This is a genomic window from Pseudomonas sp. CVAP#3 (assembly GCF_018986375.1).
GTDB classification, from domain to species: Bacteria; Pseudomonadota; Gammaproteobacteria; order Pseudomonadales; family Pseudomonadaceae; genus Aquipseudomonas; species Aquipseudomonas helvetica.
This window is the reverse complement of record NZ_JAHMSC010000001.1, coordinates 386,523-398,948: the sequence shown is the minus strand read 5'-3', so window position 1 is coordinate 398,948 and position 12,426 is coordinate 386,523. Positions and strand designations below refer to the sequence as shown.

At 57.5% G+C, this 12,426-nt stretch carries 7 protein-coding genes; 4 read left to right on the top strand and 3 right to left on the bottom strand.

The genetic code is table 11. The annotated features are described in order from the left end of the window. The first annotated feature begins 30 nt into the window (after window positions 1-30). The 4 genes from KRR23_RS01840 to KRR23_RS01825 are packed head-to-tail and all read left to right on the top strand — an operon-like array spanning window position 31 to window position 3,858. Window positions 31-1,302, top strand: coding sequence for a hypothetical protein (locus KRR23_RS01840; RefSeq protein WP_216741101.1), 1,272 nt, complete (start codon window positions 31-33; stop codon window positions 1,300-1,302). Window positions 1,303-1,345: 43 nt separating this feature from the next. Then, window positions 1,346-2,086 (top strand): molecular chaperone, encoded by a 741-nt coding sequence (locus tag KRR23_RS01835; protein WP_216741100.1) that lies wholly within the window; start codon window positions 1,346-1,348, stop codon window positions 2,084-2,086. Between the two features lie 15 nt (window positions 2,087-2,101). Then, a complete protein-coding gene (locus tag KRR23_RS01830) occupies window positions 2,102-2,599 on the top strand; it encodes a CS1 type fimbrial major subunit (protein WP_123582574.1) in 498 nt (165 codons plus the stop codon). After that, complete coding sequence (locus KRR23_RS01825) at window positions 2,596-3,858, top strand: hypothetical protein (RefSeq protein WP_216741099.1); 1,263 nt, start codon at window positions 2,596-2,598, stop codon at window positions 3,856-3,858. Before KRR23_RS01830 ends, KRR23_RS01825 begins: the two co-directional genes overlap by 4 nt. Window positions 3,859-3,929: 71 nt before the next feature. Here the strand turns inward: KRR23_RS01825 and KRR23_RS29345 are convergent, their stop codons facing one another. The 3 genes from KRR23_RS29345 to KRR23_RS01815 all read right to left on the bottom strand — a co-directional run bounded on the left by KRR23_RS29345 (window position 3,930) and on the right by KRR23_RS01815 (window position 12,313). Then, window positions 3,930-5,738 (bottom strand): NEL-type E3 ubiquitin ligase domain-containing protein, encoded by a 1,809-nt coding sequence (locus KRR23_RS29345; protein ID WP_367880639.1) that lies wholly within the window; start codon window positions 5,736-5,738, stop codon window positions 3,930-3,932. Between the two features lie 91 nt (window positions 5,739-5,829). Then, window positions 5,830-8,706: a DUF6543 domain-containing protein gene (locus tag KRR23_RS29340; protein ID WP_367880638.1), complete on the bottom strand. Its 2,877-nt coding sequence runs from the start codon at window positions 8,704-8,706 to the stop codon at window positions 5,830-5,832. A gap of 460 nt (window positions 8,707-9,166) precedes the next feature. Further along, window positions 9,167-12,313, bottom strand: coding sequence for a transglycosylase domain-containing protein (locus tag KRR23_RS01815; RefSeq protein WP_216741098.1), 3,147 nt, complete (start codon window positions 12,311-12,313; stop codon window positions 9,167-9,169). Between the last annotated feature and the right edge of the window lie 113 nt (window positions 12,314-12,426).

Below are 12,426 nucleotides of genomic sequence, written 5' to 3'. Positions count from 1 at the left end.
GTGTGTTGCTCAATCTCTGGAGTCCGCAAAATGATGAGCTTTTTGACAGTGCGATGGCGCACGGCAAGAACGATATTCATCACTGCCTGCCTGGTTGTCACGCCGTTGCAGGCGGGAGCGGTGGTTAAGCAGATCACCGCCACTTTCAACCCTGACCCGAGCAATCCGCAGAACAATGAATTCAGGAACACGACGCGCAATGAAGGATTCTGCACTTCCCAACCAGCCACCTGTTTGGCTCACAATATTTTCAGTCTGCGCTCACATGTCGTAGGTGTTGAGTCCACTGGCCCCATCCAGCCCAACCACACAGACGTACGACAGGGCGCGATGATCAAGACGCCAGCCGCCTGGCGAACGTTGCCAGTGTTGAACCGCGAAACGGGCGAAGCGACCACAGTGGAAGTTCGCATTGCCGGGATGGGCGCTGTTTATCGGCTTAGCGACGACGTGAGGGATATCACGGGCGAACCGGATATGTACCAGTCCCATCGGGTGTTGTGGGCAACCGATGATTGGCGACATGCGCCCAGTCCCTGCGTAGCAATCGGCCCTATAAGCCATCACGGTACCACGGGCTTCGGATTTTTCTGGCTGACCCCCACAGAAGCGGTGTGTGCCAAACAGGCCAAATTTCTTATTCCCGGTTTCAGTTATCGGTATCTGGATTTCACCTACGAACTGCGCACGCCGGATCCGCTGAAGATGTCCTCGGGTGTCTACCAGGGCATGCAGGTCTACACCATCGGTCCCGGTGGCGACTTCGATCTGGGCGATGTCGTCGTAGCCGCGGACGGGCTCATCCAGCTCGACTTCACCCTGACCGTCGAACACACCCTCAAAGTCGAAATTCCGCCGGGCGGCAACCGGATTGAACTGGTGCCGCAAGGTGGCTGGCAAGCCTGGTTGCAACAGGGCCGTAAACCCACACGCCTGTTCCGGGACCAGACTTTCAATATCTCGGCCAGTTCGCGCTTCAAGATGAAACTTGAATGTGAATACACCCAGGACGGCAAAACCTGCTCTTTGCGAGAGCCGGTGACCGGTCATGTCGTACCGCTGAACGTCAGCGTCAGTCTTCCCCATGGCGTGTCCGATGTTGGCGGTCTACCCGTCAATCGTAGGCCACTGCTGCGTGATGGCAGCGGCACTGAACTGTTCCAGCCGGGCGTTTATGTCGACCGCAAACCGGGAACCCTGCACTTCGAAATTCCTTCAAGCGAAGTGGCAGAGATGATTCGTCCCGAATCACAACGGCAGTACTCGGGAAGTGTGACGGTTATCTGGGATTCAGAGGTTTAGTGCGTCGCGTCATTGCGGCATTCATTCAAGGAGGGACAGGACTATGAAACGCCTGGTGGCATTATTTGGTTTTTGCTTATTTACCCAGACGGCTCACGCCGGCCCGAGTATCAATGTCGGGACCGTGTATGACTATCTGGACGGGGACAAAAGTACTTACTTGAAACGCGTGTTCAACGGAGGTGACAGCACCGCGTTCGTCAAGGTCAATATTCTCGAAATTATTTATGACGCCGATGGCAGCGCACGGGAAGAGCCGCTCAAAACCCAGGCCGACGCGACCGCGCGTGATGGCTTGATGGCCAGCCCGGCCCGATTGATCGTGCCGGCCAACGGCATGCAGGGCACGCGCCTGTTGTATATGGGCGAGCGTGAGAAAGAGCGGTATTTCCGGGTGCGTTTTGTACCGGTGGTTCCGGAGAAGGAAGACGAGTTCGCGGTCTCCAGCGAAGACCGTGAAGATTACAAGAAAGGCCTGTCCGCCGGGGTCAATGTGCTGGCCGGGTACGGCACGGTATTTTTCGTGCGACCCAAGGAAACCCGCTTCGACAGCGCGATCGAGAACGACGCGCGCAACTACCGGATTCGCAACAACGGCAACAGCGTGGTGGTGATCGATGAGTTCAAGGACTGCGCGGTGAAAAACGAGCAGGACTGCCAGCCGACGACCAAGCATCACATTCTTGCGGGCCGGACCTTTCAGTTCGAGAAACAGGCCGGTCGTGAATACCGCTTCACTCTGGTTGAAGGCGAGAAAAGCAAAAAACTCGACGTGAAGGGATAACGCCAGGTGATGAGCATGTTCAAAAAACTGACTGTCGTGCCTTTGTCGGCTGTTGCCCTGTGGGCCTGTACTTCGGCGTTTGCAGCCCGCGAGGTGCATCACTTCGAGGTGTTCGTGACGGTCCCGAGCCAGGCGTTCTACGTCATTCCGGCGGACTCTGGCTGGATACATCGTGAGCAGCAACTGCCGTGGAATCTGGTGACGTCGACCTTGGGCGGCTTGCGCAAGTATTTCGATGTCAAGAATGAAGCCGGTTCGATCAAGGCCCGGCTTGAAGGCAGGCCTTATCTGTCCAACGGCACCGATGCCCATGACATTGGCTTGCGTGTTCTGTTCAACGGCACGTTATTGAGCGAGCTGGAAAGCAGCGAAGTGGTTTCCCTGAGCGATGCCGCCCTGGGTAAACGGGTTTTGCTGGAAGTCATACCCGTGCCGCCCGTCGATGGGGTTTATAAACCCGGCAATTACTTTGGCAGCGTCAATATGACTTTTAATGCGGTGTTACCGAAATGATGAGCTTATTGAGCGGGCGACTGGCCCGGACACTGAGTGGCTGTGTATTGAGCAGTCTGGTGTGCGCTGTGTTTGCAATGCAGGCGCAAGCGGTGGTGCTGGACATTGAGGCGGTGTTCGAGCCCGACTCGGCGAAGCCGCAAAAAAATGAATTCGTCAATAAAACACCCTCTGTGGGTTTCTGTAATCAGGTCCCGGTGGCCTGTGAACCCTTTAACCTTTTCAGTCTTCGAGCGCCCATTTTATTCACGGCCAATGCGCCGATTCTGGCCAATCATGCCGACCCTCGCCAGGGCGGCATGGCCCGGGTTCCCTCGGAATGGAGAGACGTGCGCGTTACGCATGAGTCAGGTGATTCCAAAGTGCTTTCCATACGGATCGGCGGTATTGGTCACGAAGCGTCAATTCCCCGCGCCGTTTCCGAGTTAACCGGGGGTGGGTATTGGGATCAACTGTGGGAAGGTGGGGGCTGGGTTTATCCCCGGGCTCCTTGCCAGGGTGTTGGTTGGTATACCCATGGACCTAGGGGTTACAACAGTTTCTGGAGAGTCCCGGAGGGGGCGGGTGTGTGCAGCAAAAAGGCGCTTTTCGACATTCCGATGTCCTTTCGGTATCTGTATTTCGTTTTCGCTTATGAACTGCGAACACCTGACCCGCTGAACATGGTGGCGGGTAAATACACCGGTTCTATTAACTATATGGTCGGCCCTCATCAGGATTTCGATATGGGCGATGTCATGATTCCAAGTGACAACCAACTGACCCTCAGCTTCTCTCTGGATGTTCGGCATACGCTCAAGGTCGAGATTCCACCCGGTGGCAATCGCGTCGAACTGGCCCCTCAGGGGGGATGGCAGGCCTGGCTGACTCAGGGGCGCAAGCCAACGCGGCTGTTTCGTGATCAGACGTTCAATATTTCGGCGTCGAGTCGTTTCAAGATGCTCGTGGAGTGCCAGATTCCGGGGCTGTTCGATTGCATGGTTCGTGATCCGGTTTCACAACGCGCAGCCACGGTGCAGCTCAGTGTCAGCCTGCCCAACGGCTTGACGGACGTCAGCGGGCAACCGGTCAAACGTCGTCCGTTGCGCGTGGGCGGGGTGAATGCGCAAGCATTCAAACCCGGGTTTTATGTGGATCGGGCTCCAGGTGTTTTGCACTTCGAGATTGCACGCGCTTACGTGGACTACATGTTGAAACCCGGCGAAGCGGCCAACTATTCCGGGAGTATCACGGTGATCTGGGACTCCGAAGTGGGATAACCGTGAGGCGCGAACCGGTTTGCATGTAACGCCCTGAAAGCTGCTCCGCGAGCTTTCAGGGCGGGTTACCTCTACACGGCCTTGCGCAACGCCTCGCGTGTCAACCGCCTGCTCAGCTGCTTCTCCTCGTAGCCGATGTCGTTCAACAACCTGCCATAGGCCTCATCGGTCATGTCCTCATTGGTGAGTACAACGCTGTCGTCGACGTTTAATTGCCTGGCGAGGTCCTGGACACGCTGTTTGAGTGCCCGTCGTTGCGCAATCTGCATGCCTTTGGAACGGGCCCAGGCGTGTTGAGCGTCGCGCAACTCATCCAGCAGGTCGGTCTTGTTTTCGTACAGTCGGGCATTGCGCCTGAATTCGATCGGGTAGGTGTTGCGCAGGTATTTCTCCCAGAACGGCTGTTCGAGCATGTCGTTGATCAAGCCATCGCCGGCTTCCATCGACATCACTGTGTTAAAGGCCGTGTCGAGGGTTTCTGCGCTCACGCCAGCCACTCGTCGATGCAACATGATCTCCGATTGCCACGGCAAATCGAGGCGTTGCGCCAGACCGCTCTCATAGGCGAGGTACACCTCAACCTCATCGGGATTACCTGGCCGGCTGCCGAAATCGGCACGTGCAATGTCATCCACCCGCGCGAGACGAGCGGCGCCTTTGGCCAGGGTCACCAACCTGCTTTCAAGGATCGCGCCCGACGTCGACAAGGCATAGGCTTCGGATGCGAGCACCTTGATGCCCATATGGTTGAACACCTGGGCCCCTGCATCAGCGCAGGTGGTAGGCGCTGTCGCCATCTCGAACAGTTCCTTGCGCAACTCGCTGTCCAGATCAATGGCCTCGATCATTCGCCATACCCGGCTGCTGAGCTGTCTGCGCATTTCCCCGCCGGCCCGGTAATCGGCCGAGAGGGTCTGCTTCTGGATCAGCAAGAAAAAACCCTCAGAATCAGGTTCGGTCATCAAGTCGTGCCAGGCTTCCTGCCGGAAAGTGCCCAGCCCGGAGACCTCGGCACTCCACCATTGAGAGTCGTCGTTCATTGGCCATTGGGCCATCGCATCGGTAGCGGCGTCGGTATAGAGCTGCTTGGGAGAAATGCCGACCGAGCGCCGATACTCTTTGAAAATGACCAGATTTACCTCTGAAAGATTTCTTTCGTACAAACGGGTTCGCGCCACGATGAATGCATCCTCCGAGCCGGGTACGACGGTCGGAATTTTACTGATCGGGTTCTCCTGCAGATCCAGAAAAAAACCACGCGGTCGACGCTTGCTGATGGGCGCGAAGAGGCCGTCGGGCCACGTGGTTGCGCCCGTGTTGCTCAAACTCAGGATGCTCAGCTTGGGCATGCGTTCAACGTTCGGTAACCTGGTCAATTGCGGGTTGTCATCGAGCCTGAGCGTTTCCATGTGGGTCAGGTTTCGCAGTTGTTCGACAGTCGAGGGTGTCAACGTGATGTCGTTGTTCATCAGCCGCAAAGTACGCAGGTAATGCATCTTGCCAATGCTTGCAGGCAGCTGCGTCAGCCCGCAACTCCTGGCACTCAGTTGCCGAAGATGGGGGAAGTCCTTCAACAGCCCCGTAGAGGTTGCGGAAAAGGTCGCGCGGTCCAGGTTCAAGGTGCTGACCTGATCGAGGTAGTGCTTGATATCCGGCAGCTCTTTCCACCAGCGTTCGAGATCAAGAACATCGAACTCTGTCGACAGATCCAGCGCATAGCCGCCGTCGACGGTGGTACTGCGTTCGCCGAAGACAGTGGGTTTTCTTTTAAAACAATCGACGAGCCGTTCGCAAATGTGCAGACCGCCACCATTCACGAACCCCTGACGATCCGGACCCCACGTATCAGGTTGCTGGTATCGCCACCGATGGAGCAACACGCGAAGGTCATCCAGTTCACGGTCCAGTCTCGTCAGTGTCTGATGCCCTTGCTCTTGCGAGCCCAGGGATCGAACAAAGGTATTGACCTCCCTATCGTTGAAGTGGGTACAGGTCCTGCACCCGTTCGGTGAGCGTGGCTGCTGTGATGGAAAAGCCGGGACCGCGCAACAGCAGCATGTCTTCATGGTCAGCCAACGGACGGATCGGCGGTGCGGCGAGCGCTGTGCGGCGTTCGGCCGGCGTCTCGGTCTTGACCATCACCCATTGCTTGAAAAATGCACCCTGGCCAGGCCGATAACCCAATTGCGTTTGTTGGTTTTTCGGCAAGGCCTTGAGCACCGCTTCGTAAAAGTCAGCGGCGTCATGCAGTTTGTGGTTTTCGGCGTCCCAGACTTCGAATCGGTTCATGTCATCCCTGACCAGCAGCCGGACCGTCGATGCGTCCTGCGCACCCACACTGCCGCGCAGTGGTCCGGCATCGCTGCCTTCGCGAACCTCGATGCGCAATTGCGCGAACGTATCGGTATGAATCCTGAGCGCGTTCAGCACCAGGCGTTCGGTTTCGGGCACCCACTGCGCCCCATCGTGAAAACCTTCATACGCATGGTTGGTCCGTGCTTCGAAGGCCGCTTCACGCGCGCGGATCTTGAGGTCCAACGGTAGGCGTTGCTCCTGGGTCATGCGCTGGAGGTTCGCACCCTCGCTACTGTTCAACAACGTCTGTGCCGCTCGGGACGGCAGCTCTGGAAATGCCTGGCGAATGAGCCGGACCCGCGGATCGTTGGACGCTTCTGCCCCCTGATACAGCTGATTGACGATATCGGCGTTCAGGCGGTTTGCTTCGTCCGCCAGACGATTTCGCAGCGCTTGCACCTGTTCGCTGTTGGCGGTTGGTCGACCGAGCACCGCTTGCAGTTCTTCTTTGCTGAGGAACTCGACAAGGCTTGGCGCAAACCGGTCGCTCAGGAGGTGGGACAGACTGGTGGAAAGGGTTTGCTCGCCAGTCGCGTCGGCATTGCCGTACTGGCGAAAACGCCCCGACATGTCGGCGTTTTCATAGACCCTCAGGGCTTTATCCGAAGGCCAGCCGTCCAGGTAAGTCGCCAGCGGTTCAAACCAGTAAGACGATGAGTCCAGAGGCAGGCCTGTTCGAATCCGCTGAATGGTTTGCCGGGTCTGGCGCTGGATGTTCAAGCGTTTTAGGCTGTCGTCCAGTAACGGTGGCGGGACCGTGTTGTCGACGTACATCCGACGCAACGCACCGTCGTCGGTACCACTGGCGATGCGAACTTGCTCCAGCTCTGCGTCGCTGAAACCGTCCACGGAGTGGCCGAGACGACGCATCAGTGTCGGGCTTCCCCACGCGCGTGGATTTTCGCCTTCGTGGGTCCAGGCACCGAGACCGTTGTGTTTCAACTCGGGTAAATAGGTGTTGGAACGGTGTGGATGCTTGACGCGATAGCTGCCCGTTTTCGGGTCTTGCTGCACGGCGTAATGTTTTTCATCCAGCGGCAAAATGTCCTGGCCTTCGTGGGAGTGAATACCCAACGCGTCAGGCCTGGAGTTGGCCGGTAACGTGTAGTCCGGCAGTTCGTAAGGTTCGAGATCGGGGTGCCACAGGCGGGGCTGGCCATTGGGCAGTTCCACTGGTTTCATGCCTTCGATCAACGGCGAGAGCTTCAAGCGAGCGAACTGGCCAATCTGCACGCCCGCCGCGAATGCCGCCAGTTGAACAACGTCGGTCACCACACCCACGATATGCTCGGCGGCTTCGATCCACAGGCCTTCTGCCAGGTCGACGATGGATTCGATGACGTCGCTGGCAATCTGGTAAGCGGTGTAGGCCATCATCAATTCTCCCAGGCCCGGGACGAAGGGGGTGGCGATCATCAGCGCGACGTTGAAGAGGTCCGAGACTATTTTTTTGAAATTGTCCCACCAGGCCCAACGGGCGTTGCGATCGGTATCGGCGGTGGACACGGCGATGTGTCGGGCGTCATTGAGGATCTTGTTCAGTTTTTGCTGATAGAGGTACTCCCAGAATTTGCCAGGGATCGGTGTGGTGCTGAAATGCAGATTGGGCTTGGTGACCGGGACTTCCTGCCAGCTAGGACTCTGGTCCAGCGGTTCTTTCTGATGCCATTTCACCTCGAACAGGCGTTGTTGCAACCCTGCGAAAAAGTGCCCTCGCTCTTGCTGATCGACGAACCGGCTGAAGTACTGCCGGTAAGTCATTCCAGTGGACGATATGACGTCGTTGTCGCGCAGTTGGCGAGTCAGTTCATTCATGAAAGCGACGGTTGACGGGTACTCTTTCAGTGGATGCTCAGGGTCCTGCGGGACATAAGCGAACACTGGCGTAACGTCGCGGATCTTTTGTTCCGGGCTCGGTGTAATCAACACGATTCCGGTCAGGAGGTTGTCCAGGATGGACAGTTCAGCGAACTGCATCACCCGGCCTTTGCGGGTGAGGTTGCGCTGGCCATCGAGCATCATCAGGATCAGGTCGCGAGCGTCGGCGTCAATGTCGCCGGTCATCACCGCCTGTTGCGCGGCCGCTTTAAAGGCGGCTTTCTGGCTCTCGACAATGTTGAGTTTCAAAAAGCCCTGTGCGAGGCCGTCACTGGGCAGCAACTGTTCTTCGAGGTATTTCGTATAGCGCGCGCCAATGTCCAGTTCGCGGCACAGGGCCTGGAACTGGGCGATGGACATTTTGCGTTTGATCGCCAGGATGTCGAAGTGCCCGCGAGCATCGGGCTTGCTGATGAAGTCGGAGTCTGGCTCACAGGTTTCAGTACGCGCGAAGTTGTGTAAGGCGGCGTCCAGCAGCGAAACGGTTCGGGTGACAACGCCGCCGGATGTGTTGATGACATACCAAGGGCGTTCCTTGGGTAGATAGAGGTGCAAGTAAGTGGTTCTGACATTGGCATTGACGCCGAACTGTTTTATCAGTGCATGGGTGAGCATGGGTTCTGCGAACTCATAAACATCTTGTAACTTATCAATAAACCGGTCCACCTTGTTTTGAGAGGACCAGAGTTTAAGGTTGGCCTCTTGTAACCGCGCGTGATGGAAGTCTGTGGCGGTTGTTATCCATGGCGCAGGCCGTATTTTTGTGAGGCTAAGCTCCCGAACCCTTTGCAATGAAGTGTTCTTGAAAGCGGGGTGGATCCGGCTCTTGATGAAGTCGTAATGGCGGCCTTTATTATCGCTTGCCTCCAGTGACTGGCGAGCAGAGATACTTCCTTGTAAGTCAGACATGCTTTTAATAAACCTTGAGTCTTTATCGGGGGTATCAGCCTAACTCCCGGGGCTCAAAGTAAAAGTCTGAAATTCAACTGTTAAACAGGCGTTCGCGCGGATAAGGCATTGAAATTTACAATGCCGAAAACAACTAATTACTACCTTCCTTTAATGTTCTGCTTCATCAGCGCTGCGCTACGTTGACAGGCAGACACAGCGTGTTGCTCCCCGGTTGCAAATACGGTGTGAGAATCGGTGCCATGCCTTTAAGTACCTGCACCGGCAACGCCGAGGTGAATTTAAAGGATTCGGCCGAGGCGCCAGGCACGAAGGCGGTGAGGGTGCCGAAGTGATGCTCGCCAATGTAGAACACGAACGTGGCGGTGCGGTTGATCGATTTCGAGCTCAGCACCCGCCCGCCGGAACCGAAGGCTTCAATGCGGTTGTCACCGGTGCCGGTCTTGCCGCCCATGGCCAGCGGGGTGCCGTTTGGCAGTTTGAACGTACCGGCGACCCGTTTGGCGGTACCGGCGTCGACCACTTGCGACAACGCTTCGCGCATCGCCGTCGCCACTTCGGATGGCATCACGCGTTTGCCTTTGTCCGGGTCATTGATCACCGTTGTCTCATACGGCGTGCCGGCGGCGAAATGCAGGCTGTCGATGCGCAGGGTCGGCATCCGCACGCCATCGTTGAGGATCGTCCCGATCAGCTCTGCCAGAGCCGCTGGCCGATCGCCGGAGCTGCCGATGGCGGTGGCCAGTGACGGCACCAGGTGGTCGAACGGGTAGCCGACTTTCTGCCAGCGCTGGTGAATGTCGAGGAAGGCTTCGATCTCCAGCATGGTCCGGATGCGGCTGTCGCGAGCGCTCTTGTGCCGGCTCTTGAACAGCCAGCTGTAGACTTCCTGACGCTCGAATTCACTGGCTTTGACGATCTGGCTGAACTTGGCGTCGGGGTGGTTCAGCAAGTAGCCCATCAGCCACAGATCCAGTGGGTGGACCTTGGCGATGAAGCCTTGATCGGGCAGGTCAAAGGCGCCTGGTCCGTAGGTTTTATAGAGTTTTTCCAGGCGCTCGTCAGTGAGCTTTTCGTTGAGCTTGCCGGCGGTTCTGTCGATATTCTTATCGGTGTTTTTGGCCGTTTTCAGGTGTGCGCGCACAAAGCTGTTGAAGCTTTCCTGACTGGCTTCGGGCAGCAGGTAACGGTGCACCGCGGCCAGACGAATCGCCGTCGGGTGCATGCTGTCGAGGAAGGTCTCGAGGCGAGCCTGAGTGTCTTTTTTCTGGTACTTCTTCCAGAAGCGCAGTAAAAACGCGGTGCCTTCATGGTCGGCGAATTGCGCCAGATATTCCTGGCGCCGTGGGTTGTCATCGTCACTGAGCAACTGGCCGCTGCTGTTGGGCCCCGAGTAGGTGCTGTAGCGCACCAGGTCGCGCATCAGGCGAATGAACGGCAGGTTGATCGATTCGCGCAGGGCATCGCGCAGGGTCGGGCTGCGGCCGTTGTCTTCCTTGCGGAAGTTGTGAAAGGTGTGCAGGCCGCCACCCGTGAAAAATGATTCGCCGGGGTTGGCCGAGTACGTACGGTTGAGCGCCGCATCGAGCATTTTCGGCAGGCTGCGGTCGGTGTTCTGGATCAGGTAATCGACGGCCCAGCGGCTAATCACGTCCTGCTCGGGGACAGCGGTTTTTTTCAGCACGGCCGGTGGCTGGTCGCCATAACGGTCGTGCAGTTCGGAGATGATTTGCAGGTAGGAGGTCAACACCCGCAGTTTGGCGGTGGAGCCCAGTTCCAGTTTGCTGCCTTCGTTGATGTCGAAGGGCTGATCGGTGCTGTCGGTCTGCACGCGCACCCGCGAGCCATCGGGGGTGCGCTCGAACAGGGTGAAGCTGTAACGCACCTGGGTCGTGCTGGTGGGGGTCAGCAAGTGTTCGCCAAGCAGGCCCAGTTGCGCCGCGTAGGTCGGGTCGGCCAAATGCTTGAGGTACGCGGTGGCCTTGGTTTGCAGGTCGTACTGCAAGGTGCTGGTGGCCGACAGATCAAGGCGATCGAGGTCATACAAAGGGCGATTGAGCAGGGCGGCCAGTCGACTGCGCGCCACACTGATGCCCTTGTTGGATTCAATCGGTTGAATGGTCGGCTGTTGTTGCCAGTCGCGGTAGGTCACCTTGCTGGCCAGTGCGGCAGCGGCCAGCGGGTCGTCGATCACAGCGTTTTGTGCGAGCAGGCGGATGTGGCTGTCGGTGAGTTCTGCCAGTTCGTCACGGCCATTGGCCAAGTAGTGTGAAGGCCGGCGCTGGGCGATCATCAGCGACAGTACCTGACGCAGGGCCAGACCGCGTTGAGACAGACTCAGCGGGTCACTGGCAACACTCGTCAGGGCTCTATTGACCTGATTGAAGTCGGCGCCGTACCACACGCGCAACCCTTCGGCCATGCCATGCACTTCACCGTGGCCGGGCACCGCCGACAGCGGCACGCTGTTGAGGTAATCGCGCACGATGTTTTGACGAGCCTCGAGGGTTTGCGGGCCATCTTGATAAGCGCGCACGCTGGCGGAAATCATCTGGCGGATTTTCTCGCTGCCCGACACGGTGAGGCCATCGGGCGAGTGGCGGTATTTTTCCAGCTGAGTGGCCAGGGTGCTGCCACCGGCAGTCTGACCGGGCAGGTGCAGCAGCTTGGCAACTTGCGACCAGGCCGCCTTGCCAAAACGCGGCCAGTCCACAGCGGGGTTTGCCAGCGGTTGTTTGGGGTCGAGCAGTTCGCGGTTCTCGATGAATAGCAGGCTGTGCACCACCAGCGGCGGGATCGCGGCAAAGCTCGAATACAGCTGCTGCGGATAGTTGTATTGATACAAGGGCAACGCGCGGCAGTCGGTAATGGATAAACCGGCCTGGATTTTTTCCGCGTAGGGCACGAAGAAGCCCTTTTCGCTGTAGTTGAACAGTTTCGGTGAGAAACGGGTTTGTGCGGAGATCATGTAGCCACGCTTGAGCAAGCGCGGCAAAAACTCACCCAGAGAACTGTAGCCCAGGCGCTTGTCGAAAGGCCCTGCACCCGGATAGAAAATTGAATCGCTGGGCCCCGGTTGCATCGAGTAACTCAGCGATGCAGCAAACTGGCTGAATTCGCGCGCCTGCAGTTTCGAGGTACGCATTTCCTTGGAGGCTGCCCAGCCGAGCGCGACCAGAGCAATCAGTAACAACAACCAGAACAGTCGCCAGCCATAACGAGGACGGCGAGGTTTTTTCGGTGAAGGCGCTTCTTCCACGTTGTCAGTTGGCACAACAGCTTCACTCGAATCGGATTGCCACAAAGCGCCCATAGTCGATTGATCCATTTACGCAGATTGATCGGACTTGTCTGAAGCTTAGTCGCTGGTTGGAACCGGTGAAAAATTTGTGAATGCAAAAAAACACGAACCCATCACTGACCGTG

What these genes read in the sequence shown, in the direction of transcription:
- KRR23_RS01840 (WP_216741101.1), top strand. Translation starts at nt 31, where the DNA reads ATGATGAGCTTTTTGACAGTGCGATGGCGCACGGCAAGAACGATATTC.
- KRR23_RS01835 (WP_216741100.1), top strand. Translation starts at nt 1,346, where the DNA reads ATGAAACGCCTGGTGGCATTATTTGGTTTTTGCTTATTTACCCAGACG.
- KRR23_RS01830 (WP_123582574.1), top strand. Translation starts at nt 2,102, where the DNA reads ATGTTCAAAAAACTGACTGTCGTGCCTTTGTCGGCTGTTGCCCTGTGG.
- KRR23_RS01825 (WP_216741099.1), top strand. Translation starts at nt 2,596, where the DNA reads ATGATGAGCTTATTGAGCGGGCGACTGGCCCGGACACTGAGTGGCTGT.
- KRR23_RS29340 (WP_367880638.1), bottom strand. Translation starts at nt 8,706, where the DNA reads ATGCTCACCCATGCACTGATAAAACAGTTCGGCGTCAATGCCAATGTC.
- KRR23_RS01815 (WP_216741098.1), bottom strand. Translation starts at nt 12,313, where the DNA reads ATGGGCGCTTTGTGGCAATCCGATTCGAGTGAAGCTGTTGTGCCAACT.